At 72.0% G+C, this 24281-nt stretch carries 25 protein-coding genes; 12 read left to right on the top strand and 13 right to left on the bottom strand.

Features of this window, described 5'->3' with window-relative positions; all coding sequences use genetic code 11:
* The first annotated feature begins 219 nt into the window (after nucleotides 1–219).
* The gene (locus tag IF73_RS0118200) at nucleotides 220–1251 is read left to right on the top strand and encodes a glycosyltransferase family 2 protein (RefSeq protein WP_031009136.1); all 1032 of its coding nucleotides are present in this window, start codon (nucleotides 220–222) and stop codon (nucleotides 1249–1251) included.
* On the top strand, nucleotides 1248–2573 hold the full coding sequence (locus tag IF73_RS0118195; RefSeq protein WP_031009133.1) for a polysialyltransferase family glycosyltransferase: 1326 nt from the start codon (nucleotides 1248–1250) through the stop codon (nucleotides 2571–2573). Before IF73_RS0118200 ends, IF73_RS0118195 begins: the two co-directional genes overlap by 4 nt.
* Nucleotides 2574–2629: 56 nt before the next feature.
* Here IF73_RS0118195 and IF73_RS0118190 read toward each other — a convergent pair whose 3' ends face one another.
* The 5 genes from IF73_RS0118190 to IF73_RS0118170 form a co-directional block, all read right to left on the bottom strand.
* On the bottom strand, nucleotides 2630–3451 hold the full coding sequence (locus IF73_RS0118190) for a MerR family transcriptional regulator (RefSeq protein WP_031009130.1): 822 nt from the start codon (nucleotides 3449–3451) through the stop codon (nucleotides 2630–2632).
* Nucleotides 3452–3580: 129 nt separating this feature from the next.
* Nucleotides 3581–4786 carry an RNA-guided endonuclease InsQ/TnpB family protein gene (locus IF73_RS0118185; protein WP_031009128.1) on the bottom strand — a complete coding sequence of 402 codons (1206 nt, stop codon included), beginning with the start codon at nucleotides 4784–4786 and terminating at the stop codon, nucleotides 3581–3583.
* Nucleotides 4787–4867: 81 nt separating this feature from the next.
* Nucleotides 4868–5524 (bottom strand): leucine efflux protein LeuE, encoded by a 657-nt coding sequence (gene leuE / locus IF73_RS0118180; protein WP_031009125.1) that lies wholly within the window; start codon nucleotides 5522–5524, stop codon nucleotides 4868–4870.
* A 255-nt stretch (nucleotides 5525–5779) separates the two neighbouring features.
* Nucleotides 5780–6100, bottom strand: a complete 321-nt coding sequence (locus IF73_RS0118175; RefSeq protein WP_031009123.1) for a 4a-hydroxytetrahydrobiopterin dehydratase — start codon at nucleotides 6098–6100, stop codon at nucleotides 5780–5782.
* Nucleotides 6100–7344: a hypothetical protein gene (locus IF73_RS0118170; RefSeq protein WP_037879586.1), complete on the bottom strand. Its 1245-nt coding sequence runs from the start codon at nucleotides 7342–7344 to the stop codon at nucleotides 6100–6102. Before IF73_RS0118170 ends, IF73_RS0118175 begins: the two co-directional genes overlap by 1 nt.
* 168 nt (nucleotides 7345–7512) lie before the next feature.
* Between IF73_RS0118170 and IF73_RS0118165 the strand changes: the two genes are divergently transcribed.
* Together IF73_RS0118165 and IF73_RS0118155 are read left to right on the top strand one after the other, a co-directional pair.
* Complete coding sequence (locus IF73_RS0118165; protein WP_158822039.1) at nucleotides 7513–7965, top strand: hypothetical protein; 453 nt, start codon at nucleotides 7513–7515, stop codon at nucleotides 7963–7965.
* Nucleotides 7966–8110: 145 nt separating this feature from the next.
* On the top strand, nucleotides 8111–8518 hold the full coding sequence (locus IF73_RS0118155) for a hypothetical protein (protein ID WP_031009117.1): 408 nt from the start codon (nucleotides 8111–8113) through the stop codon (nucleotides 8516–8518).
* 318 nt (nucleotides 8519–8836) lie between these two features.
* Here IF73_RS0118155 and IF73_RS0118145 read toward each other — a convergent pair whose 3' ends face one another.
* Nucleotides 8837–10417, bottom strand: coding sequence for an acyl-CoA mutase large subunit family protein (locus IF73_RS0118145; RefSeq protein ID WP_031009116.1), 1581 nt, complete (start codon nucleotides 10415–10417; stop codon nucleotides 8837–8839).
* A 451-nt stretch (nucleotides 10418–10868) separates the two neighbouring features.
* Between IF73_RS0118145 and IF73_RS0118135 the strand changes: the two genes are divergently transcribed.
* Nucleotides 10869–11489 carry a L,D-transpeptidase family protein gene (locus IF73_RS0118135; RefSeq protein ID WP_031009113.1) on the top strand — a complete coding sequence of 207 codons (621 nt, stop codon included), beginning with the start codon at nucleotides 10869–10871 and terminating at the stop codon, nucleotides 11487–11489.
* Between the two features lie 156 nt (nucleotides 11490–11645).
* Here the strand turns inward: IF73_RS0118135 and IF73_RS38680 are convergent, their stop codons facing one another.
* Both IF73_RS38680 and IF73_RS0118125 read right to left on the bottom strand, forming a co-directional pair.
* Entirely contained in the window at nucleotides 11646–12800 is a 1155-nt protein-coding gene (locus tag IF73_RS38680) for a hypothetical protein (RefSeq protein WP_051716946.1), read from the bottom strand.
* On the bottom strand, nucleotides 12800–13495 hold the full coding sequence (locus IF73_RS0118125; protein WP_031009111.1) for an RNA polymerase sigma factor: 696 nt from the start codon (nucleotides 13493–13495) through the stop codon (nucleotides 12800–12802). Before IF73_RS0118125 ends, IF73_RS38680 begins: the two co-directional genes overlap by 1 nt.
* 422 nt (nucleotides 13496–13917) lie before the next feature.
* Here IF73_RS0118125 and IF73_RS0118120 point away from each other — a divergent pair, with 422 nt between their 5' ends.
* Nucleotides 13918–14664: a Clp protease N-terminal domain-containing protein gene (locus IF73_RS0118120; protein WP_031009109.1), complete on the top strand. Its 747-nt coding sequence runs from the start codon at nucleotides 13918–13920 to the stop codon at nucleotides 14662–14664.
* 3 nt (nucleotides 14665–14667) lie between these two features.
* On the opposite strand, the gene IF73_RS0118115 is transcribed toward IF73_RS0118120, so the two are convergent.
* The 3 genes from IF73_RS0118115 to IF73_RS0118105 all read right to left on the bottom strand — a co-directional run bounded on the left by IF73_RS0118115 (nucleotide 14668) and on the right by IF73_RS0118105 (nucleotide 17638).
* Entirely contained in the window at nucleotides 14668–15198 is a 531-nt protein-coding gene (locus tag IF73_RS0118115; RefSeq protein WP_031009108.1) for a hypothetical protein, read from the bottom strand.
* Nucleotides 15199–15264: 66 nt separating this feature from the next.
* On the bottom strand, nucleotides 15265–15900 hold the full coding sequence (locus IF73_RS0118110) for a DUF4328 domain-containing protein (protein WP_031009107.1): 636 nt from the start codon (nucleotides 15898–15900) through the stop codon (nucleotides 15265–15267).
* Nucleotides 15901–16006: 106 nt separating this feature from the next.
* Nucleotides 16007–17638: a beta-N-acetylhexosaminidase gene (locus IF73_RS0118105; protein WP_051716944.1), complete on the bottom strand. Its 1632-nt coding sequence runs from the start codon at nucleotides 17636–17638 to the stop codon at nucleotides 16007–16009.
* A 161-nt stretch (nucleotides 17639–17799) separates the two neighbouring features.
* Here IF73_RS0118105 and IF73_RS37740 point away from each other — a divergent pair, with 161 nt between their 5' ends.
* The 5 genes from IF73_RS37740 (at nucleotide 17800) to IF73_RS0118080 (ending at nucleotide 22007) form a co-directional block, all read left to right on the top strand.
* Nucleotides 17800–18414 carry a 2-oxo-4-hydroxy-4-carboxy-5-ureidoimidazoline decarboxylase gene (locus IF73_RS37740; protein ID WP_420706562.1) on the top strand — a complete coding sequence of 205 codons (615 nt, stop codon included), beginning with the start codon at nucleotides 17800–17802 and terminating at the stop codon, nucleotides 18412–18414.
* Nucleotides 18415–18607: 193 nt separating this feature from the next.
* Nucleotides 18608–18988 carry a succinate dehydrogenase, cytochrome b556 subunit gene (sdhC, locus tag IF73_RS0118095; RefSeq protein ID WP_073809812.1) on the top strand — a complete coding sequence of 127 codons (381 nt, stop codon included), beginning with the start codon at nucleotides 18608–18610 and terminating at the stop codon, nucleotides 18986–18988.
* Nucleotides 18989–18996: 8 nt separating this feature from the next.
* The gene (locus IF73_RS0118090; RefSeq protein WP_031009103.1) at nucleotides 18997–19470 is read left to right on the top strand and encodes a succinate dehydrogenase hydrophobic membrane anchor subunit; all 474 of its coding nucleotides are present in this window, start codon (nucleotides 18997–18999) and stop codon (nucleotides 19468–19470) included.
* 24 nt (nucleotides 19471–19494) lie between these two features.
* Nucleotides 19495–21249: a succinate dehydrogenase flavoprotein subunit gene (gene sdhA / locus IF73_RS0118085; RefSeq protein ID WP_031009101.1), complete on the top strand. Its 1755-nt coding sequence runs from the start codon at nucleotides 19495–19497 to the stop codon at nucleotides 21247–21249.
* On the top strand, nucleotides 21249–22007 hold the full coding sequence (locus IF73_RS0118080) for a succinate dehydrogenase iron-sulfur subunit (RefSeq protein ID WP_031009100.1): 759 nt from the start codon (nucleotides 21249–21251) through the stop codon (nucleotides 22005–22007). Before sdhA ends, IF73_RS0118080 begins: the two co-directional genes overlap by 1 nt.
* A 74-nt stretch (nucleotides 22008–22081) precedes the next feature.
* Here IF73_RS0118080 and IF73_RS0118075 read toward each other — a convergent pair whose 3' ends face one another.
* Nucleotides 22082–22378, bottom strand: a complete 297-nt coding sequence (locus IF73_RS0118075; protein ID WP_031009097.1) for a hypothetical protein — start codon at nucleotides 22376–22378, stop codon at nucleotides 22082–22084.
* A gap of 35 nt (nucleotides 22379–22413) precedes the next feature.
* Nucleotides 22414–22950: a MarR family winged helix-turn-helix transcriptional regulator gene (locus tag IF73_RS0118070; protein ID WP_031009096.1), complete on the bottom strand. Its 537-nt coding sequence runs from the start codon at nucleotides 22948–22950 to the stop codon at nucleotides 22414–22416.
* A gap of 87 nt (nucleotides 22951–23037) precedes the next feature.
* Between IF73_RS0118070 and IF73_RS0118065 the strand changes: the two genes are divergently transcribed.
* The gene (locus IF73_RS0118065) at nucleotides 23038–24252 is read left to right on the top strand and encodes an MFS transporter (protein ID WP_031009095.1); all 1215 of its coding nucleotides are present in this window, start codon (nucleotides 23038–23040) and stop codon (nucleotides 24250–24252) included.
* Nucleotides 24253–24281: the final 29 nt, after the last annotated feature.

Below are 24281 nucleotides of genomic sequence, written 5' to 3'. Positions count from 1 at the left end.
GTCGAGGACGCTAGAAGTCCATTCCGGTCAACGGCCCAACTGAGCCGCAACAAACGGTGAACAGCACCTCTCCGTGATCTGAAGCGGCCCGGGATTCAGCAGTTGGACGGCCCGAAAACCCCTCGGGTAAAGGCGGTTAATCAGCCCGCCGCTTCGTGTTCACCGAAAATCCCCCGGACGGTCGGCGGGGCGGCCGGGCGGCCGCCTAGCGTCGGCCGCGTGGTCAAGCTCTCCGTCGTCGTGCCGTTCTTCAACGTGCAGACATACGCCCCCGACACCCTCGCCAGTCTGCGCGCCAACGCCCGCGACGACTTCGAGTTCCTCCTCGTCGACGACTGCTCGTCCGACGACACCCCGGAGATCCTCGAACGGGCCGTACGCGAACTGCCCGGCGCCCGCCTGATCCGGCACGAGCGGAACGAGGGCCTCGCGACGGCCCGCAACACCGGCCTCGACGCCGCCCGCGGCGAGTACCTCGCCTTCCTCGACGGCGACGACTGGCTCTCCCCCGGCTACTACGGACGGCTGGTCGCCGCCGCCGAGGACCTCGGCTGCGACTTCCTGCGCACCGACCACACCTCGGTCACCGGCCGCGCCCGCTCCGTCCGCCGGGTGCCCGTGCCGCGCCGCACCGAGGTCCTCGACCCGCGCGAGGCGATCCTCCCCGCCCACCGCACCACCTCCGTCGACTACCCCTTCGCCTGGGCCGGGATCTACCACCGCCGGCTCCTCGACCGCGGCCTGCTGCACTTCCCGCACGGCCTGCGCACCGCCGAGGACCGGCCGTGGATCTGGCGGCTGCACCGCGAGGCGGAATCCTTCGCCGCCATCGGCGAACTCGGCGTCTTCTACCGGCGCGGAGTGGCGACCTCCCTCACCCAGATCGGCGACGTCCGGCAATTGGATTTCATCCGCGCATTCGACCTGGTGATCGAGGAGACCGCGAAGGACCGGGAAGCGGACCGCTTTCTCCCGAAAGCCGTCCGCACCTATTGCGCGGTGATCGCCCATCACGTCGGTTCCCTCGAGAAGTTCGAGCCCGACGTGGCCCGACAGCTGAAGGCGATGAGCGCGGGCGCGCTGCGCCGGATGCCGCAGGACGTCCTCGACCAGGCGCTGACCGCGATGGGCGGCGACCGGGCCGCCGTCCTGCGCAAGCTGCGCCGCCGGCGCCCCGCGCCCCCGCCGCCGGCCCCGCCGGGCGGACGGGGTCCGGCGGCCGGCCCGACCCCCTCGGAGGTGGCCGCGTGAGCGAGCGCCGTACGACCCAGATCTTCGCCGCGTCCACCCTCTACGGCGCGGTCACCCTGGCCGCCGCCATAGACAGCGGCTGCTTCGGCACCGCCGCCCGGCGGATCCTCCTCGTCACCCACAACGCGCCCGTCCCGGAGACGACCCCGGCCCTCGACGAGGCCGAGGGCTTCGACCGGATCCGCGACCGCTTCGACGAGGTGGTCTCCTGGAACGAGACCATCTCGCCGCTCCACCCCGGCGGCTGGACCCCGCGCGGCCAGGACGTGCCCATGCTCCAGCGCCACCTCCACAAGCTGTGGGGACTCGGCGACGACCGGGTCGAACTGGTCCTGGAGTCCATCCAGGTCACCCCCGCCCTCGCCATCGCCACCCTCCTCCCGGAGGCGGCCATCACCGTCTACGCGGACGGCCTGATGAGCTACGGACCGACCCGCAACAAGATCGACCCGCTGATCGGCGGCCGCGCCGCCCGCCTCCTCCACCTCGACCTGGTGCCGGGCCTGCGGCCGCTGCTGCTCGGCGAGTTCGGCGCGGTGCCGGAGACCGTCCCCGTCGAGGCGTTCACCAAGACGGTCGCCGAACTGGCCGGCACCGACGCCCCGGCCGGCGGCGGCGAGGGCCCCGCGCTGCTCCTCGGCCAGTACCTGGCCGCGCTCAACCTGATGACGACCGCCGAGGAGGAGGAGCTGCACCTCGGCATGGTCCGCGGCGCGGTCGCCCGCGGCCACCGCCGGCTCGTCTTCAAGCCGCACCCCACCGCCCCCGACTCCTGGACGGCCGCGCTGGCCGAGGAGGCGGCCCGGCTCGGCGCCGAACTGACCGTGGAGACCCGCCCGGTCCTCGCCGAGGTGCTCTACCGAGAGCTGCGGCCCGCGCTGGTCGTCGGCTGCTTCTCTACGGCGCTGATGACCGCCCGCACCTTCTACGGCCTGCCGGTCGCCCGGGTCGGCACCCGGGAGCTGCTCCAGCGGCTCACCCCGTTCCAGAACAGCAACCGGATCCCCCTGACCGTCGTCGACGCGGTCCTCCCGCCCCTGGTCCCCGGCCCCGAGGACGAGGAGCCGGTGACGGACGCCGCCCGCCTCGACGACCTGGTCGCCGCGGTCGGCTTCGCGATGCAGCCGAACATAAGGGCCGACCTGCGGGAGGCGGCGGTACGCCACCTCTCCGGGCCGTACGCCGAGCGCACCCGGCACCACTTCACCCGCCGCCGGCTCACCGTCCTCGACCTGCCGGGCGGTCTGCCGGTCCCCCGCCACCCGAGGGTCCGCCGGCTGGCCCGCCGGGCGCTGCGGCTGCGGAAGGCGCTGCTGAAGTAGCCCCGCGCCCCACGAGACGGGCCCGGGACCTGTGCGGAGGTCCCGGGCCCTCGCGGTCACGGACGCCTGATCGGCTCCTGGATCTCGGTCACCCACCCGGCCGGGTCCTCCGGGCACTCCAGGTACAGCTCACGGGCGAAGCCGGCCGACGCGTACCCGTTGGTGTCGATCCAGGCGGCGAGGGTCTGCGAGGTGGCGAGGACGTCGTCCATCGAACCCCGGTGGACGACGGTCGCCGCCTCCTCGATCCCGGGCAGCACGTGCACCCGCACGCCCTCCGCCACGGCGCCCTCGGGCACGGTCATCCCGGCGTGCACGACGACCGACCCGTCCCCCTTCCCGGCGTCCTCGTAGTACGCGATCCCCGGCCCGAACCCGGTGACCCCGGCGGCCTCCAGCCGGCCGCACAGCTCCTCGTACAGCGGCCCGATGACGGGCGTGATGGCCTCCGGCTCGAAGCCGCGGGCGACCGCGCTCAGCTCCGCGATCCGCACGGCCGGGATCTTCTTGACGACGACGTCCTGCGTGGACATGCGTCCCTCGCTCTCGATGACTCGGAGCCGCGCACCGACCTGGGCGAGCCGGGCCCGCGCCGCTTCCAGGGCCGTCTCCAGCTCGGCCTGGCGCAACCGCAGCATCCCGCGCAGCTCCTCCGCGCCGATCTCGTCCCCGAGGATGGCCCCCACCTGTTCCAGGGTGAAGCCGAGGTCCTTGAGCGCGATGACACGGTTGAGCCGCGCGAGCTGGTCCGCCGAGTAGAAGCGGTACCCGCTGTGCGGGTCGACATGGGCCGGGCGCAGCAGTCCGATGGCGTCGTAATGACGCAGCATCCGGACCGACACCCGCCCGTGCCGGGCGAAGTCTCCGATGGCAAACATGACGCCCCCTACGGAATGCCCTGACACGATGTGAGGGTCAACTGCGCGCTGAAAGGGTAGGCCGTGGTGTGGTGGCGAAGTCTCCGATGTTGAAAGCTCCCAGCCCCGTCAAGGACTGGGATTCCTGGCTCAGGCAGCCTCCTGGAGCCACGCTCCAGGAGGTCTCACACCCTCGACACCAGCCGGGTCCAGACCTGCCCGGACGAGCATCACGCGGGCCGAGTTCTTGTCCCTCGGGCACGTCACTCCGCACGCTGAGCACGTGTACGTGCGTTCCGACAGCGGCAGGGCGTGCTTGGCTCTCGCTCCGCACCGCGCGCAGTCCATGGTGGTGTGGGCCGGGTTCACGAGACGGACGTCGCGCCCGTGCTTGCGGCCCATTTCGATCAGGGCGTTCTTGATCGCTCCGATCGTCGCGTCGGCGGCTTTACGTGCCATCGTCGTCTTGGCGAGGAACCGGGGGCGGAAATCCTCCACCGCGATGACGTCGTGGTCGCGTACGACCTTCTTGGCCCACTTCCGGCCGGTGTCCACGCGCTGCCTGGCGACCTTCTGGTGCGCCTTCGCCCGCAGCCTCTTCGCTTCCCGGTATCCCTTCGAAGCGGTCTTACCCCGTTTCGGCTTCCGCCGGGCCATCATCCGGTCGTATCGAGACAGCCGCTCCCTCGCCGTCAGGCCGAACTCCGGATGCGGAAGGTCGTGGGCGTCGCTCGTGGTGGTGGCGATCTCCTTCACGCCCCAGTCGACGCCGAGCACTGCTCCGGTCTCGGGCAGCGGCTGAACGTGGACGGGAACCACGAACGAGGCGTACCAATGTCCGACGGCATCCCGGTAGACGCGTACGGAGGTCGGGTCGGCGGGGAGCGCCCGCGACCACACCAACGACAACACGACGCCGCCCGCGAGGTGCAGACGTCCGTCCTTCAGCCGAAAACCGTTCCGGGTGTAGTTGAGGGTCGGACCAGCCTCGCGCTTCTTCTTGTACGTCGGCAGTCCTGCCCGCCGCCGAACGGGCACCCGATCCTTGATGTCCTTCAGCGCCTTCGTACGGGCTCTGCCGAAATCACGGATGATCTGCTGCTGCGGCACCGACGAACCCTGGGAGAGCCAGGGCGTGACGGCCCGCGCCTCGGTGAGCATCTTGTCCAGCCTGGCCGGTCCGCACTTCTCTCCGGCGGCATACGCCTTCTTCGACCGCACGACGCACTCGTTCCAGATCCACCGGCATCGGCCCCATTCCCCGAGCAGCAGGGCGCGCGCCGTGGCCGACGCACGGAGTCGGTAGGTGTACCGGGCGTGCGCGGGGGCGCCGGGAGACGGGGAGCGGCTGGTCACAATGCGACCGTAGTACGACCTCCGGACCTGCGGACGAGAAGCCGGACGCTTCGCACGGACGAGTGAACGAATGCTCGAACGTCAGGCGGCGCTGCTCAGGGAGAGCTTCACGGCGAAGCCGAGGAAGAGGGCGCCGGCGGCGGAGGTGGCGCCGGCGGAGAGGCGCTTGCGGCGGCGGAAGGCGGCGGCGAGGCGGGTGCCGCCGAAGATCAGGGTCGTCAGGTAGAGGAAGCTGCCGAGCTGGAGCAGGGTGCCGAGGACCAGGAAGGAGAGCGCCGGGTAGGCGTAGGAGGGGTCCACGAACTGCACGAAGAAGGAGATCAGGAAGAGGATCGCCTTCGGGTTGAAGAGGCTGATGACCAGCGCCCGGCGGTACGGGTGCTCGGACGGGCCCGTCTCCGGCGCGTCGGCGGTCTCGGCGGCGGTCTCGTGCCGGGTGCGCCACATCGCGAGGGCGGCGCGCAGCATCCCGTACGCCATCCAGGCCAGGTATCCCGCGCCCGCGTACTTCACGATCATGAAGAGGAGCGGGGTGGTCTGGAGCAGGGAGGCGGCGCCGAGGGCGGCCAGGGTCATCAGGATCGTGTCGCCGGTGAAGACGCCGGCGGCGGCCTTGTATCCGGTCCGGGTGCCCTTGCGGGCGGCGACGGACAGCACGTACAGCGAGTTCGGCCCCGGCAGGAGGATGATGAGGACGAGCCCGGCGAGGTAGGTCGGCAGATCGGTGACACCCAGCATGAAGCGGAGTGTCGCACACCGGTACTGGTAAGACACTTATGGGGTTGGTCACCCCGTAATGCCCCAGCGACTCACGTGCTCGGCGGGTGCACGACCATCGGGGCAACACTCAGCCGCCAGACCGCACTGACCTCGCTGCGGCTGCACCCCGAACGGCGGGCGCCGCCACGGCCTTCGTCGCAGACCGGCGCACACAGGGCTGCCCCGGTGAACGCCGCCCCCCACCATCTGGGGCCGGCTTCGTCGTCTCCGAGGTCAGTCGTCGAGCGGCTCGGCGAGGTGTGCGGCGGCGATGACATCGATGCGGCGGGCGAGGTCGAAGTCGGCGGCCGTGAGCTTGTGGCCGGCGTCGTGGGTGGTGATGCCGAACCGGACGCGCCCCCACCTGAGGTCGATGTCTGCGTGGTGGCCGATGAGCCGCTCGACGTCGGCGACATGCACGATCATGGCGACGCCGCCGTGATAGCGGATGGCGTAGCTGCGGGTGATCTCGTCCCCGTCGCGGTGCCAGCCGGGTACGCCGGCGAGCGCCTCCTCGATCTCAGCCTCCGACAGCGGCCGCTTCCCGTCCGACATCAGGTCCCCTCCGTCACCGGCGCCAGGGCCTCGGCGAGGTCCTGGCCTACGGGCGCATCGTGCCACGGCCGCATCGCCCGCTCCAGCGTCTCCAGCTCCCTCCGCATCCGGGCCGAGCCGGTCTCCACCGCGATGGCCGCCACCTCCCGCACGATCTCCACAGCCTGTTCCGGCTGGCGTGCGGTGGCAGCGGCGGTGGCGTACCGCGCCATGTAGACGCCACGGTCTCGGCGTGCGGTCGCAGGGACGAGGGCGAGCACCTCCTCCCACAGAGCACCCGCCTCGACGCCCAGCCCGAGCCGCCCGTAGCAGGTGGCGCGTTGCACCTCCAGGTAGCCGGGCGTCCGCCTGCACGCGTTGCCCCATGGGAGGTCGTCGTCGACCCGGGGCAGGAGCCTGGCTGCCTGGTCGATGAGCCGGTCGACCTCGGCCCGGTCTCGTAGCAGGCTGGCGCCGTGGGCCTGTTGCTGCATGGCCATGACGTGGATCTTCGGAACGACGGCCGCTGGTTCGTCGAGAGCGGCCTCGCACAGGTCGACGACTCCGGCCCCGTCGCCGAGGTCTGTTCTCACGACGGCGGAGTTGACCATGGCGTAGCCGATGAGGTGCGGGTCGCGGGCCCGGAGCGCAATCTCCTGGGTGATGCCCCGCCAGAACACGGCCGCGCTCATATCGCCGGCGTCCTGATAGAGCCAGCCGACGAGCGCGGCGTAGGCGGCGCCGACGCGGAGCAGGCCGCGACGGGTCTCTCCGGTCGCGCTGCGGGTGAGCTTGTCGATGAGCTGGTACTGGGGGCCGAGGGTGCCGATCAGGTCGTGCGGGCCGAGCATCATGTCGGCGCGGTAGTGGCCTTCGAGCTGGGACTGGAAGTAGTCGACGAGCGCAGGGTCGACCTGCTGCCGGGAAAGCGGTCCGGGAACAAGTGCGGCGGCAGTGACGTCGAGAAAGCGGGCGGCTTGCATGCTGGTCTCTTCGTGGTGCTCGGGCCGGATCCAGCCCGGCGGGGTGGTGAATCCGAGGCTCTCGGGCCACTTCCCGAAGGCGTCACGGAGGACGAGCGCGGTCTCCTCGGAAGGCCAACCCGGGCGTGGCCCTTCCCACCGGCGCCAGGTCCTCGGCGACACGGTGAAGTGCGGGTCGTCGAGCAGTTGCCGGCCGTGTGCCGTGAGGGCGGCGGCCGCGGCGTCAGCAGATCTCCACCCGGACTTCAGGCGCGCGGCTCGGAGAGCGTCGTTGCGGCTCATGCCGCCAGTGTGAGGTGTCATTCCGGTCCCTCAGGGCCCTGGCCGCGACGTGGCCATGCGTGGCCACTCGATGGCCTGTCTGTGCGGTGCCGTGTCCGCCCATCATCGAGCCACAGCCACCGGGGCGGACGGCGCATTGCGGGAATGCCCCCAAGGGAGGGAGCACTCATGCCTGAACAAGCCCGTCCGCGCGAAGCCACCATGAATGTTCACCTCGGCGCGCTCCTCGTCCAGGAAGGGGCCTCGGTAGACCGGCGCGTTGAGCAACAGGCGAAGGCGACCATCCGTACTGTTCTCGCCCTGCGGGACCACCCCGGCGAGTGGGAGGTGGCCCGCTTGACGAACACCCTGCTCACGTACTGCGCCGTCCTGGCCAACGGCCTCGCCGCCATCCCCGAGGCCGCCCGGTGCACGCGGGGCCGAGCGGCCCTGATCGTCTGGGACGGCCTACGTGAGTCCGGTCCGGCCGACGGGCCTCTGGGTACGTGGTCGTACCCACGGCACCTCGCCGTCTGCGCCCGGGACATGCTGCTCTCGATCCGCGACTACCGGGAGACCGGTGCGTCGGCCTCGTTCATCGGCCGCACCGGCCTGCCGCCCGTACCCACGGACGCTCCGTGACGGAGCGCGGCCGGCAGGCCCTGTACGTCCTCACCGTCTCCGGGCTCCTCGCCGCCCTGGTCTACGGCATCACCCGCTGACGTCCAGGACCACCGCCCCTCAGTCCATAGGATGGGCGGGCCGCCCGCGAGAGGAATGATCACAAATGCGCCCCCAGCGATTCACCGACTACGTCCTCGACCTCGTGAAGAACCACCCGACGGTCAGCCGCGTGCAGACGCTCGCCGAGGCCGGCGACACCAAGCGCCCCTTCGGGCTGGCGATCACGACGAGCACCGGCGAGACCCGGTGGCACTTCACCGGTCAGCTCCCCGACGGAGCCAAGCACGAAGGCTTCGCCGACGAGCCGGTGACCGGGGCGCCGGTGGCCCCGCTGGGTGACCCCGCGTCGGCCGGCTCTCCCGAGGAGTGGCTCGCGGCCCTGCTCGCGCAGTCCGAATGCCCGGAGATCTCGCAGATCGAGCGGTGGTCCACCCAAGAGGGTGCGGGCCCTCAGCACGGGGCCACCATCACCTTCTATGACGGCTCGCGTATCTTCGCGCGCCAGTTCTAGACCCTCCCCGGCATCGCCCGGGGAGCGTACGTCGCACCACCGTCAGCACCGCCTATCCCAAGGAGGACTGTCCGTGACCAAGCGATTCGACCCCGGCATGTGCGAGGGGAACTGCCCTGTCTGCGGGGCCGGCGTGGGCGCCGAGCCCGGCCAGCCGACCGCCATGCACCAGCGTGCGGGAACGGGCACCGAAACGTGCCCGGGGAGCGGCGCGCCCGCCGTCTGACCGTGGAAGGCCCCCGGCCGACGCTTCGGCCGGGGGCCACTTCGGCCCCTGCGTCCCTGGCCGGGAGGCGGGGGCCGTGGTGTCTCCTCGGATCAGAAGACGTCGCTGGGCACGTAGGTGCCCCAGACCTCGCGGAGGGCGTCGCAGACCTCGCCGACGGTGGCGCGGGCCTTGAGGGCGTCCTTCATGGGGTAGAGGACGTTGTCCGTGCCCTCGGCGGCCTTCTTCAGGGCGGCGAGGGCCGCGTCGACGGCCGGCTGGTCGCGCTCGGCGCGGAGCTTGGCGAGGCGGTCGGCCTGCTGGGCCTCGATGGCCGGGTCGACGCGGAGCGGCTCGTAGGGCTCCTCGACGTCGATCGTGTAGCGGTTGACGCCGACGACGACCCGCTCGCCGGAGTCGGTCTCCTGGGCGATGCGGTAGGCGGAGCGCTCGATCTCGTTCTTCTGGAAGCCGCGCTCGATCGCGTTGACCGCGCCGCCCATCTCCTCCACCTTGGCCATCAGCTCCAGGGCGGCGGCCTCGACGTCGTCGGTCATCTTCTCGACGACGTACGAGCCGGCGAAGGGGTCGACGGTGGCGGTGACGTCGGTCTCGTACGCGAGGACCTGCTGGGTGCGCAGGGCGAGGCGGGCGGACTTGTCCGTCGGCAGGGCGATGGCCTCGTCGAAGGAGTTGGTGTGCAGCGACTGCGTGCCGCCGAGGACGGCGGCGAGGCCCTGGACGGCGACCCGGACCAGGTTGACCTCGGGCTGCTGCGCGGTGAGCTGCACGCCGGCGGTCTGGGTGTGGAAGCGGAGCATCAGCGACTTGGGGTTCTTGGCGCCGAACTCCTCCTTCATGACCCGCGCCCAGATCCGGCGGGCGGCGCGGAACTTCGCGACCTCCTCCAGGATCGTCGTCCGGGCCACGAAGAAGAAGGAGAGGCGGGGCGCGAAGTCGTCGACGTCCATGCCTGCCGCGACGGCGGTGCGGACGTACTCGATGCCGTCGGCGAGGGTGAACGCGATCTCCTGCGCGGGCGAGGCGCCGGCCTCGGCCATGTGGTAGCCGGAGATCGAGATCGTGTTCCACTTCGGGATCTCGGCCTTGCAGTACTTGAAGATGTCCGCGATCAGGCGGAGGGAGGGCTTGGGCGGGAAGATGTACGTGCCGCGGGCGATGTACTCCTTCAGCACGTCGTTCTGGATCGTGCCGGTCAGCTTGTCCGCGGGGACGCCCTGCTCCTCGCCGACCAGCTGGTACATCAGCAGGAGGAGGGAGGCGGGGGCGTTGATCGTCATCGACGTGGAGACCTTGTCGAGCGGGATGCCGTCGAAGAGGACCCGCATGTCGTCGACCGAGTCGATCGCCACGCCGACCTTGCCGACCTCGCCGTGCGCGATCGCCGCGTCCGAGTCGTGGCCCATCTGGGTGGGCAGGTCGAAGGCGACGGAGAGGCCCATCGTGCCGTTGTCGATGAGCTGCTTGTAGCGGGCGTTCGACTCGACGGCGGTGCCGAAGCCGGCGTACTGCCGCATGGTCCACGGGCGGCCGGTGTACATGGACGGGTACACGCCGCGGGTGAAGGGGTACGCGCCCGGCTCCCCCAGCTTCTCGGCCGGATCCCAGCCCTCCAAGGCGTCCGGCCCGTACACCGGCTCGATGGGCAGTCCCGACTCCGACTCGCGCGCCATTGCTTGTGCCTCCCGATTGACCTGCTGCCGCTCTTACCCGGCGGTACCGACCCTCGCGACGGACTGTAGCCGTGGGCGTGCGGCCCGGTGGAGAGCAGCACGCTGGGACCTTCCTCACAGCATGAGCGCTTGCTCGCACAGGTGCGCAACCACGGGCCCGCGGGAAGCATCCCTAAGGACACAGATCTTCCATCGGGGGGCAACCATGAAGCGTTCTTCCGCCATACGCAGAGCCGTTCTCGCGACGGCCGCCGTCGCGCTCGCCGTCACCGGCTGTACGGCCCAGGCGGCCGGGTCCGGAGGCGGCGGGGGGTCCACCGCGCCCACGACCGCGCCGACTTCCGCACCCGCGCCCGCTCCCACGTCCGGTGACGGGAAGCCGTCCTCGCCCGCCCCGACGTCCGCGCCTCCCACCTCGGCGCCCGCTCCGGCGCCTTCGGCGAAGGTGCTGATGAAGGACGGCGACGAGAGCGACCAGGTGCGGGAGCTCCAGGCGCGGCTGCGCCAGCTGGACTACTTCGACCGGGCGCCGACCGGTTTCTACGGCTCGATCACGGCGAAGGCGGTCTCGGGCTTCCAGCGGAAGCGGGGGCTGCCCGCGACGGGGTCGGTGGACGAGACGACGTGGCAGCGGCTGCTGGGCATGACGAAGAAGCCGACGGCGGACGAGCTGAAGCCGTCGACCAGCAACAAGCTGGACACGCCGGACGCGCGCTGCATGACGGGCCGGGTGCTCTGCATCAGCAAGGAGAGCCGGACGCTGGCCTGGATGATCGACGGCCGGGTGGTCTCGTCGATGGACGTGCGCTTCGGTTCGGAGAACACGCCGACCCGTGAGGGCACCTTCGCGGTGGGCTGGAAGGCCAAGGACTGGACGTCGACGATCTACCACACGCCGATGCCGTACGCGATGTTCTTCAGCGGCGGCCAGGCCGTGCACTACTCGGCGGACTTCGCGGCGCGCGGCTACGACGGGGCCTCGCACGGCTGCGTGAACGTCCGGGACCGGGCGAAGATCGCGGCCCTCTTCGACCAGGTGAAGGTCGGCGACAAGGTCGTCGTCCACTGGTAGCGGACGGGGAGGGAAGAAGGGGCGCGGGTGGGACCGGGGGAACGTGTCCCACCCGCGCCGGGTGCGCGGAGCCGTAGGTACGGGGGGAACCCCGGCTCTCTGCGCGGCCGATGACCAGTCGGCTCATTCAGTACTGCGCCGACGGGCCCGAAAGTGTCACACCCCGGGCTCGGGGGCTTCCGTCGGGCAGAGCGCGAGGGCCTCGACGGGCGCCCCGGCCATCGTCTCGACCCGGGGCCCGGACCGCGTCCCGGCCTGCGTCCCCGTCTTCGCCCTGGGCTTGGCCTTGGGGCGGTCCTTCGGGTCGGGCCGGTCCTGGCCGCGCCTGCGGCTGGGGTCGCTGGGGGTGGGGACGGTGCCGTGCGAGAGGTCGGGCGCGTTCCCGTCCTCGTCCTTGGCGTCGCCGTCGTCCTTGGCGTCGCCGTCCTTCTCCTTGTCGCCGCCGGAACCGCCGGAACCGGTGGAGCCCGTCGAGCCGGTGGAACCGGTGGAGCCGGACGCGTCCGTGTCGCCGCCGAAGAGCCGGTCGCAGTAGACCCGCAGGGTCTCGCCGGTGCGCAGGGCGGTGGCGAGCCGGCGGCGGCCGGCCTCGTCGAGGCGGCCGGAGCGGTAGTCGCGGCAGGCCGCGAGCCTGACCTCGCCGGTGTCGCCGCCGCGGGCCGTGGCGGTGGGGTCGGCGGGGTCGCGGTCGGTGCGGTCCTCCCCGGTGGGGGTGGTGCCCGGGCCGGGGCTCGCGGTGCCGTCGTGCGGGCCGGCGGTGGGGCTGGTGCCGGGCGCGGGCGTGCCGGACGGGTGGCCGGGGTCCCCGCTCCGGGACGGGTCGCCGTGCCGTTCGATGCCGGCGGTCGGTTCGCGCGGCTCGGGCGGGGTGGCGGTCTCCGCGGCGGTGACCGTACGGGAGGGTTCCTTGTCGACCAGCGGGAGGACCCCGGTCCCGGCGGCGACGGCGACGCCGCCGACGGTGACGGCGGCGAGCGCGGCGGCCAGCCCGTACCGCAGGGAGCGGCCCCATCGCCGGCCCGGGCCGGGGGCGGGGGCGAGCCGGACCCCTCCGAGGTCGGCCGGGGCGGCGGACGCGGCCGCGGCCGAGGCGCGGGCGGCGGAGGCGGTGCGGAAGGCCGCGAGGGCGGCCTCCTCGCCGGCGAGCGGGGTGCCGGGGGCGGGTGCGGTGGCGGCGCGGGCCGCGTCGAGGGCGTCGGCGAGGGCCGCCGCCCGGGTGCGGGCCGACGGGTCGACGGGGTCGACGGGCTCGCCGCGGAGCAGCCGCTCCGCGGCCTCCGGGTCGAGCCACTGGTACCGCTCGTCGGCCATCACATGTCCTTCTGCGTACGCGGACGCCAATGCGTCACACCGCCGGGGGCTATGAACCCCGGGTTCCGGCCGCGCTGGGGTGGCACGCCGTCGAGCGCCTGGCCGCCGTCGGCGCCCTCCTCCCCCGCTCCGGGGCCGGCCGTGCCGTCGACGCCGAGGAGTTCGGCGAGCTTCTTCAGGCCGCGGTGGGCGGCGGTGCGGACGGCGCCGGGGCGCTTGCCGAGGGCTTCCGCGGCGCTCTTGGCGTCGAGGCCGACGACGACGCGGAGGACGACGGCCTCGGCCTGGTCCTGCGGGAGCCGGGCGATGAGGGCGAGGGTGTCACCGGTGGCCAGGGCCTCCAGGGCCTCGCCCGCGGTGTCGGAGTCGGCGGGCCTGTCGGTCAGTTCGGTCTCGTCGCCGCCGGAGGCGGGCCGGCGGCCGCGCATCCGGATGTGGTCGAGGGCGCGGTTGCGGGCGATCCGGGCCGCCCAGCCGCGGAAGCGGTCCGCGTCGCCGCTGAAGCGGTCGAGGTCGCGGGCGATCTGGAGCCAGGACTCCGAGGTGACGTCCTCGGCGTCGGCGTCCCCGACCAGTGTGCGCATGTAGCCCAGCAGACGGGGATGCACGGCGCGGTACACAGTCCGGAAGGCGTCCTCGTCCCCGTTCTGCGCAGCGAGCACCGCGGCCGTCAGCTCCGCGTCGTCCCCCAGCACTCCCCAAACCCTGTCCGTCGGTCGCCTTCTGCGCGCGCGTCAGTACGTCGGCCGGGTCGTCGGGGCTGGTCATCGCCGCCGAGTCCGCCTCGCGCTCCAGCAAACTACGTCGAGTGCGGGGGTCGCGTCCACGTGGTACGCGCACCTTGTGCAACTTGCAACCTTCGCTCCCCGAGCGGGTGGTGTGACAGAAACCGCACCACCGGCGCTGTATGGAGTACGGAGCCGTGCTGCGGCTCCGTGGATGACGACCGGGGCCTCTCCTGTGGGGGGTGGCGGCCCCGGTCGTCTCCCTTTTTTTGACCCTGGGCCGCCCGGTTTCTCCCATCTTCACGCGATACGACACATCACTCGAAAGAGTGAGCACCAGCGACTGTCAACCACCCGTTGACAGTCAGGGACTGTCAACCTAAGGTTGCCTCATGACGCAGCCCGTGGTTCCGAACGTCAGCATCCGTCTCGACGAACTCATCGAAGCGATCAAGAAGGTCCACCCGGACACGCTGGACCAGCTCTCCGGCGCGGTCATCGCGGCGGACTACCTCGGCGAGGTCGCCGACCACCTCATCGGCCACTTCGTCGACCAGGCCCGCCGCTCCGGCGCCTCCTGGACCGACATCGGCCGCAGCATGGGCGTGACCCGCCAGGCCGCCCAGAAGCGGTTCGTCCCCAAGGACCCCGACTCCGAGAAGATGGACCCGAACGCCGGGTTCGCCCGCTTCACCCCGCGCGCCCGCGCGGTCGTCGTCGCCGCGCAGAACGAGGCGATCGCCGCGCGGAACGACGAGACCGTCCCCGGCCACCTCGCGCTCGGCCTGCTCGCCGAGCCCGAGGGGCTCGCCGTCCTGTGGATCACCTCGCAGGGCGTCACCGCCGAGCAGCTGCGGGAGGCCGTCACGCCGACGCTGCCGCCCGCCGTCGAGGACGTGCCGGCGCTCGTGCCGTACGACGCGGCGGCGAAGAAGGTGCTCGAACTGACCTTCCGCGAGGCGCTGCGGCTCGGCCACAACTACGTCGGCACCGAGCACATCCTGCTCGCCCTGCTGGAGCACGAGGACGGCGCGGGCGTGCTGAGCGGCCTCGGCCTGGAGAAGGCGACGGCCGAACGGCAGCTCTCCGAGCTCGTCGCCTCCGCGTCGGTCGAGGTCCAGGCCCTCTCCGAGGGCTGACCCTCAGGCGGTCCTGGCCCGGCGCGCGACCACCGCGCGCAGGACCCGGCCGCCCTCGACGGAGAGCTCACGGGCCCGGCGCAGTCCGGTCGGGCCGTGGGCGACCGCGTCCAGGACGGCCTGCTGGCGCCGGAGTTCGCCGGCGTGCAGCGGGCCGTCCTCGGTCACGTCGAACAGGCGGTGCACGGCGAGGGCCACCGAGGAGCACCGCCCGGCCCACTCCCGCAGGGGCCGCTCGGCCCACTCGGCGGGTACGCCGTCGAGCATGGCGCGGACCATGGTGACGGTCCCGCCGGCCTCGGCGGCCTCGCCCCCGGCGCCGTCCAGCTCGACCCGCGCCTTGGCGACGGCCTCGGCCCAGATGGCGCCGTCCCCGCGCGCCACCGCCGCCCACACCGGCCGGAGCGCCTCCGCGCGGTCGGGCGCCAGCAGCGGCAGGCACCGGTCCAGACAGGCGAGTCCGGCGGCGGCCAGGCCGCGCTCGTCGGCCCCCTCGATCCGTTCCGGCAGACTCCGACTCGTACTCGACGTCATGGACGCCTCCTCGCCACCCGATGCGGACGCTCTACGTCCACTTCTGCGCCGAAGGGCGCTTTCTCGTCACCTGGCGGCCGAAAGCATGCCAGTGGCCTTGGCGTGCTGCATAGAGGTCAGACGTCGGACGAAGAGGACGGCGAGAACGCCGGCGGCGACGATGAAGGCGTATCCGGCCAGGGACCAGGCAGCGGCGGTGGTCAGCGCGTCCAGCGTCTCGGCCTGGTCGTAGAGCGAGCCGGACAGCCGGTCGAGCACCACTCCGACCACGAAACACGTCCACCAGGAGTTGAGCACCGTGAGCTCCCGCGCGCCGTCGGGGGCGGACGGGTCCCGGCGGCTGGCCCGCCAGACCTCGACGGCGATCTGCCGCGGGATCCACAGGTTGGCGAGCGGGATGAACCAGGCGCCGACGGCCCAGCCCGCCGACCGGGTCTGGCTGTCGGGGGCGAAGACCCCGGCGTTCTGCCGGACCCGGTGGAACCAGATGACGAAGACGACGGCGGTCGCGATGCCGGTGAGGGCGAAGGCGACGGTCAGCAGGGCCAGGCCGCCGGCCTCGATGCCGGCGAACGCCTCGGCGGCGGCCAGCGGGTCGGCGAGGAGCCATGCCTCGGTGCCCGCGTTCAGCAGGCAGAGGAGGACGTCGACGCCCAGCAGGACGGTCACGGCCGTGGCCAGGCCGTTGGGATTGCGCAGCATGAAGGTTCCCCCCAGGAACTCGGATGACCGGAAGCGCCCCTCCCCCAAGGGGCCGGGCCGGAACCTATGCCACCCGGAACCGTTCCGTCCAGGGAGAAACCGCAGCTCAGCCGCGTACCTTCAGCGCCAGCGCGCGGAAGTCGGACCAGCTCCGGGTGGGTTTGCGGGAGTCCCACACCTTCTGGGAGAGGGCCGCGAGCGGGAGGCGGATGCCGGCGGCGACCTGGTCCTGGGTCTGGGCGTTCGCGAAGTCGCACCAGACGGCGAGCCGGGCGCCCTGGATCTGCGCGTCGTAGCGGGCCGGGACCGGGGTGGTGCCGCGGACGACCAGCGGGGTCCACTGCTCGTAGATGCGGCGGCCGGTCGGGTAGGTGAAGGCGTTGGGCTCGCCGAGCACGTAGTAGAGGTACTCGTCGTTGAGGTTGACCAGCCGGCGGCCCGCCTGGAGGTACGGGAGCGGGGGCCGGGCGCCGTACTCCTTGCCGGTCCAGTACTCGACCTCGATGTCCTTCGCCGCGCTCACCACGCCGCCGGCGAAGAAGCCGTCGTTCCACGCCTTGAGGGTCTTGCCGGTCGGGCGGACCGTCGCGGCGCGGTCGTTGAGCCAGTCGGTGGCCAGGTCCTGGACGCGGCCGGAGGGCCCGTACGCCTTCCGTGCCGCCGCCGCGAGCTGCGGGTAGCTGGCCTCGGGGTCCTTCGCCATGAGCGCCACGTACTCGTCGGCGCCGAGGTGCCAGTAGGCGCCGGGGAAGAGGGCGGTGTACTCGCGCAGCAGGTCGTCGACGATCCGGGCCGCGTCCGGGTCGGAGATGTCGACGGCGCCGCGCGGGGTGCGGCCGCTCGCGCTGACCAGCTGGAGGTCGGGGTGGGCGGCGATGACCGCGCCGAGGTGTCCGGGCGAGTCGATCTCGGGGACGACGGTGATGTGCCGGCTCGCGGCGAGGGCGAGGATCCGGCGCACCTCCGCCTTGGTGAGGTGCTGCCGGGAGACGACCTCGGGGTGCGAGTCGGACTCGATCCGGAAGCCCTGGTCGTCGGAGAAGTGCAGACCGAGCTGGTTGAGCTTGAGGTCGCCCATCTCCCGGATGCGGTCCTCCAGCCACTCCGCGGTGAAGTGCTTGCGGGCGATGTCGACGTTGAGCCCGCGCTGCGGCTTGGCCGGCCGGTCGGTGACGGTGCCCTCGGGCATCGTCCCGGCGGACCTGACGGACTGCTTGAGGGTGCGGGTGCCGTAGAAGACGCCGGCCTCGTCGGGGCCGGTGACGCGGACCCGGCCGTCCTTCACGGTGAGCGTGTACGACTCGGGGGCACCCGGCCCGCCGAGCGCCAGCTCGACGTCGCCGGGGCCCGCGGCGGCCTCGCCCCGGTAGCGCAGGCCCAGCTCCCGGGCGAGCAGCCGGCCCTCGTCGGCGAGGCCCGCGCTGTCCGCGCCGAGGACCACCCCGGCGGTCGCGGCGGGCTTCCAGCCCGGGCCGCGGGCCGGCTCGTGGGAGCGGACGGCGGGAACCGTGCGGGGGGCGGTGGAGAGCGGATACGTCCGGGTGGGCGTGGGCGTGGGCGTGGGGGTCGGGGTCGGCTCGGCGGCCGTGGTGCCCGGGGACGTACCGCCGGGCGGGGCCGGGGAGGGGGAGCCCGCACCGGACGGGGAGCCGTTCGAACAGGCCGCCACGGCGGTCAGGGCCACCGCGGCCGCCAGGAGTGCCGGGCCGCGCAGGGGGCCCCGTGGGAAGTGCCGCATCACACGGCATCCTCCCGCACCCCCGGCGGACCGGCCAGTCGTCCCGCCGCGGTTCCTCACCGGCCGAACGGAATGTCCACGTCCATCACACGTTCCCAAACTCTCCCTTCCGGGTGAAATTCGCGCACCCGTCGGACACTTCCCCCGTCCCGTCGATAACGTTGCGTCACGCCCACCCCTTTCGTCCCGCCGTCCCGGAGCCCACGCTGACCAGCGACACCCACGCCCCCTGCCGCACCCCGGCTCCGGCGGACGCGCCTGCCATACCCGCCCAGAAGTCCTCCGGCGGCCCGCGCGGCCCCCTGCTGCTCAACGCGGCGGCCCCCGCCGACGCGGTCAGGCTGCTGCTCTCCTGCTGCCACAGCCGGCGCTGGGCCGAGCGGATCGCCGCCCACCGGCCCTACCCCACGGTGGACGCCGTGCTGGCCGCCGCCGAGGAGGCCGGGTACGACCTGACCGGCGCCGATCTCGACGAGGCGCTGGCCGCCGAGTCCTCCGCGCTGCCGCACCCGGACGCGCCGCCGGCCGCCCGGACCGCGCTGCGCGCCGCCCACGCCGCGTACGAGAGCCGGTTCGGCCACGCGTTCGTCATCAGCCTGGACGGAGTGCGGCCGGGCGAGCGTCTGGACGCCGTCCTGGCCGGCATCCGGTCACGTCTCGGCAACGAACCGGAGGAGGAGCGGGCCGTCGCGGCCGACGAACTGCGCCGGCTCGCCCGCTCCCGGCTCGCCTTCACGCTCGCCCAGGGGCTCACCCACCACCGCCAGGACCTGTGATTCTCCGCGGATTGGGCTGATTCCGCCGCGGACGATAGTCCGTCCGTGCCTGTTTGATCACACTGACGGACCCCGCGCGAGCGAACCGACAAGTCGTCGCTACGATGACCGGGGCCGGTGGACCGTACCCGGCCGGGCCAGACCGACAGAGAAGCCGGCCGGGCCCCGATCCCCGCTCCCGGAGGGTTTTTCCGTGCCGGCTGGAACGCTGTACCGCGGCCGGGAAGGAATGTGGTCCTGGGTGGCTCATCGAGTCACCGGCGTCCTCATCTTCTTCTTCCTGTTCGTACACGTGCTGGACACCGCTCTCGTCCGCGTCTCCCCCGAGGCGTACGACGAGGTCGTCGCGACCTACAAGACGCCGATCGTCGCTCTTCTGGAGTACGGCCTGGTCGCCGCCATCCTCTTCCACGCGCTGAACGGCCTCCGGGTCATCGCCGTGGACTTCTGGTCCAAGGGCCCGCGCTACCAGAAGCAGATGCTCTGGACCGTCGTGGGCATCTGGGTCGTGCTGATGGCGGGTTCGCTGTACCCCATCCTCGGCCACGCCGCACGTGAACTGTTCGGGAGCTGACGCCGATCATGTCTGCTGACACCACTTCCGCGATCGGTCCCGTCGAGGGCGCCTCCTACGACGTGGACAACCCCGCCCCGTACATCGAGGCCCCCCGCAAGCGCACGGGCAAGACCCCGCGCGCCACCCGCGGCAACTTCGAGATGGCCGCGTGGCTCTTCATGCGCCTCTCGGGCGTCGTCCTCGTGGTCCTCGTCCTCGGCCACCTGCTGATCCAGCTCTTCCTGGACGGCGGCGTCTCCAAGATCGGCTTCGCCTTCGTGGCCGGCCGCTGGGCGTCTCCGTTCTGGCAGGTCTGGGACCTGCTGATGCTGTGGCTCGCCATGCTGCACGGCGCCAACGGCCTCCGTACCGTCATCAACGACTACGCGGAGCGCCCCAACACGCGCCTGTGGCTCAAGGGCCTGCTGTACACCGCCACGGTGTTCACCATCCTTCTGGGCACGCTGGTGATCTTCACCTTCGACCCGAACATCCGCTAGGCACGGGGCTGAGGTAACCACGCCATGAAGATCCACAAGTACGACACCGTCATCGTCGGCGCCGGCGGCGCCGGCATGCGCGCCGCCATCGAGGCGACGAAGCGCAGCCGCACCGCCGTGCTGACGAAGCTCTACCCGACCCGCTCCCACACGGGCGCCGCGCAGGGCGGCATGGCCGCCGCGCTGGCCAACGTGGAGGAGGACAACTGGGAGTGGCACACCTTCGACACGGTCAAGGGCGGTGACTACCTGGTCGACCAGGACGCCGCCGAGATCCTGGCGAAGGAGGCCATCGACGCCGTCCTCGACCTGGAGAAGATGGGCCTGCCGTTCAACCGGACCCCGGACGGCACCATCGACCAGCGCCGCTTCGGCGGTCACTCCCGCAACCACGGCGAGGCCCCGGTCCGCCGGTCCTGCTACGCCGCGGACCGCACCGGCCACATGATCCTCCAGACGCTGTACCAGAACTGCGTCAAGGAGGGCGTGGAGTTCTTCAACGAGTTCTACGTCCTGGACCAGCTGATCACCGAGGTCGACGGGGTCAAGCACTCCGCCGGCGTCGTCGCCTACGAGCTGGCCACCGGCGAGATCCACATCTTCCAGGCGAAGGCGGTCATCTACGCCTCCGGCGGCACCGGCAAGTTCTTCAAGGTGACCTCCAACGCCCACACCCTGACCGGTGACGGCCAGGCCGCCTGCTACCGCCGCGGCCTGCCCCTGGAGGACATGGAGTTCTTCCAGTTCCACCCGACGGGCATCTGGCGCATGGGCATCCTGCTGACGGAGGGCGCCCGCGGTGAGGGCGGCATCCTCCGCAACAAGGACGGCGAGCGCTTCATGGAGAAGTACGCGCCGGTCATGAAGGACCTCGCGTCCCGTGACGTCGTCTCCCGCTCCATCTACACGGAGATCCGCGAGGGCCGCGGCTGCGGTCCCGAGGGCGACCACGTCTACCTGGACCTGACGCACCTCCCGCCGGAGCAGCTCGACGCCAAGCTCCCGGACATCACCGAGTTCGCCCGTACGTACCTCGGCATCGAGCCGTACACGGACCCGATCCCGATCCAGCCCACCGCGCACTACGCCATGGGCGGCATCCCGACCAACGTCGAGGGTGAGGTCCTGTCGGACAACACCACCGTCGTCCCGGGCCTGTACGCGGCCGGCGAGGTCGCCTGCGTGTCGGTGCACGGCGCCAACCGCCTGGGCACCAACTCGCTGCTCGACATCAACGTCTTCGGGCGCCGCGCGGGCATCGCCGCCGCCGAGTACTCCCACAAGCACGACTACGTCGAGCTGCCGGAGAACCCGGAGGCGCTGGTCGTCTCGCAGATCGAGAACCTGCGCAACTCCACGGGCAGCGAGCGGGTCGCCGACCTGCGCCGCGAGCTCCAGGAGACGATGGACGCCAATGTGATGGTGTTCCGCACGGAGCAGACCATCAAGACGGCCGTCGAGAAGATCGCCGAGCTGCGCGAGCGCTACAAGAACGTGTCCATCCAGGACAAGGGCAAGCGCTTCAACACCGACCTCCTGGAGGCCATCGAGCTGGGCAACCTGCTCGAACTGGCCGAGGTCATGGCCGTCTCGGCCCTGGCGCGCAAGGAGTCCCGCGGCGGTCACTACCGCGAGGACTACCCGAACCGCGACGACGTCAACTTCATGCGCCACACGATGGCGTACCGCGAGGTCGGCGAGGACGGCTCCGAGACCGTGCGTCTCGACTACAAGCCGGTCGTGACGACCCGCTACCAGCCGATGGAGCGTAAGTACTGATGGCCACCCCCGTTCTGGACAAGGTCGAGGCGGAGTCCGCCGCCTCCCCCTACATCACGGTCACCTTCCGGATCCGCCGCTTCAACCCCGAGGTCTCGGACGCGGTGGTCTGGGAGGACTTCCAGGTCGAGATCGACCCGAAGGAGCGTGTGCTCGACGGTCTCCACAAGATCAAGTGGGACCTGGACGGCACGCTCACCTTCCGTCGCTCCTGCGCGCACGGCATCTGCGGTTCCGACGCCATGCGGATCAACGGCAAGAACCGTCTCGCCTGCAAGACGCTGATCAAGGACCTCAACCCCGAGAAGCCGATCACGGTCGAGCCCATCAAGGGCCTCACCGTGATGAAGGACCTCGTGGTCGACATGGAGCCCTTCTTCCAGGCGTACCGCGACGTCATGCCGTTCCTCGTCACCAAGGGGAACGAGCCGACCCGCGAGCGCCTGCAGTCCGCCGAGGACCGCGAGCGCTTCGACGACACCACCAAGTGCATCCTGTGCGCCGCGTGCACGTCGTCCTGCCCGGTCTTCTGGAACGACGGCCAGTACTTCGGTCCGGCCGCGATCGTCAACGCGCACCGCTTCATCTTCGACTCGCGTGACGAGGCGGGCGAGCAGCGCCTGGAGATCCTGAACGACAAGGACGGCGTGTGGCGCTGCCGCACGACGTTCAACTGCACGGACGCCTGCCCGCGTGGCATCGAGATCACCAAGGCGATCCAGGAAGTGAAGCGCGCGCTGATCACGCGTCGCTTCTGACCTCTTCCGAGTGTCGCGGAAGGCCCCGTCTCCCCCTGGGAGGCGGGGCCTTCCCGCGTGTACGGGGGGCGGGGTCAGCCGCCGACGAGCGGGACCAGCTTCAAGAAGACGACCTCGGTGGCCGGGCCCACCGTCACCGTCTCGTCCGGGTCCTCGATCTGGCGGTCGCCGACCAGGACCAGGAAGCCGTTGCGGGAGAAGGCGTCCAGGGCGCGGGCGAGCGCGGCCTCGTACTCCTCCGGGGCGGTCTCCAGGGCGACCCGGCGGGCTATCAGCTCGCGCAGCGGCAGGCGCTCCTCGGGGACGGCGAGGGGCGCGCGGGCGGTGCGGGCGCCCAGGGTCGTCTCGTCGACGAAGGTGACTGTTCCCATGGGCGCCGAGCGTAGGGCCCGCCACTGACAGCGGGTCAGTGCCAGTGCGGGGCGGCCGGGTCCTCCTCGGCGGCGAGCATGACGCGGCGGAGCAGGTCGTTGAGGGTGGTGCGTTCGGCGGGGGTGAGGACGCCGAGGAGGCGTTCCTCCTCGTGGCCGAGGACGTCCATGGCGCCGAGCCAGGTGGTGCGGCCGGCGTCGGTGAGCTCGACGACGACCCGGCGGCGGTCGGTGGTGGAGGGGGTGCGGCGGACGAGGCCGCGCTTCTCCAGGGCGTCGAGGCGGCCGGTGACCGAGGCGGGGGCCAGGTCGAGGTCCTGGGCCAGTTCGGAGGGGGCGGCGGAGCCGCCGCGGCCGGCCAGTTTGTGCAGCGTGTCGAACTCGTGGCGTTCGAGGTCGAAGTCGACGAGGGACTGCTCGCGGACCCGGCGGAGGTGGACGGAGAGCTTCTTCATCCGGGTGACGGCGCCCTCGACGACGGGGTCGAGGTCGGGCAGAACGGGCTGCCAGCGGGCCACGTGGCCGTCGGTCCAGTCCTGTTCCTGGGGCGCTGCGGGGTCCGGCTGGTTCATGGGGTGATCGTACGTGCGGGGGTCCGGCCCGGTCGCGCCGAAATATTTCGTTGCCGAATTATTCGCTGCCGAAATACCCTGCGGGGCATGACCGTTCCCGTCCTCGCCCCACCGCCCCTCCGCCATCCCCTGCGCACCCGGCCCTTCCGGCTCCTCTTCACCGGCCGGGTCCTCTCGCTCACCGGTGACGCCGTCATCCCCGCCGCGCTCGCCCTCGCCGTCCTCGAAGCCACCGGCTCCACCGGCGCGCTCGCCCTGGTCCTCGCCTGCGCGATGGTGCCGAAGCTGCTGCTGCTGCCGGTCGGCGGCGTCCTCGCCGACCGCTTCGACGCCCGCGCCATCGCGCTCGCCATGGACCTCGTCCGGTGCGCCACCCAGCTCCTCGTCGGCCTCCAGCTCCTCGGCGGCAGCCCCACGCTGTGGCTGATCGCCACCGCCTCGGCCGCCGGCGGCGCGGCCGGGGCCTTCGCCATGCCGACCGCCTCCCCGCTGGTGCGCGGAACCGTGGCCGAGGCCGGACTGCTCCGGGCCAACGCCGCCATGGGCATCGCGCACAGCGCCACCCGCGTGGGCGGGCCCGCGCTCGCCGGCGCGCTCGTCCTCACCGTCGGCCCCGGCTGGGCCTTCGTCCTGGACGCGGCCTCCTTCGCGGTGAGCGCCGCGCTCCTCGCCGTCCTGCGGATCGACCGGGTGCCGGTCCCCCGCCGGTCCTTCCTCACCGACCTGCGCCAGGGCTGGCGGGAGGTCAGGTCCCGCGACTGGTACTGGACCAGCCTGGTCGCCCACAGCGCCTGGAACGGCGCCGCCGCCGTCCTGATGACCCTCGGCCCCGCCCTCGCCCTCGACCGGCTCGGCGGCGCGGGCGCCTGGGTGCTGCTGCTCCAGGTGGGCGCGGTGGGCCTGCTCGCCGGCTCGCTCCTCGCCGACCGGCTGCGGCCCGCCCGGCCCGTCCTGACCGCCAACCTCGCCCTGGCGAGCTACGCGCTGCCGCTGCTGCTGCTCGCCGCCGGGGCGCCCGCCTGGGCCGTCATCGCCGCGTACGGACTCGCGCAGGCCGGCCTCGGCTTCCTCACCCCCGTCTGGGACACGGTCGTCCAGCGCGCGGTGCCCGAACAGGTGCTGGCCCGGGTCGTCTCGTACGACTCGCTGCTCTCCTTCGCCGCGATGCCGGTCGGCTACGCCCTGGCCCCGCTCGCCGCCGACGCCTGGGGCCCGGGCGTGCCCCTGGTCGTGGCGGCCGTCCTGGTCGGCGGCTGCTGCCTGGCGACGGCGCTGGTGCCGGGGGTGCGGAGGCTGCGCTGAGGGCGCTGTCGGTGGGTGGCCCTACCGTG

Origin of the sequence: Streptomyces sp. NRRL F-5727 (genome assembly GCF_000719555.1) — a bacterium.
Taxonomy (GTDB): Bacteria; Actinomycetota; Actinomycetes; order Streptomycetales; family Streptomycetaceae; genus Streptomyces.
Note: the sequence above shows the minus strand (reverse complement) of the source record. Positions and strands in the feature narration are given on the sequence as shown.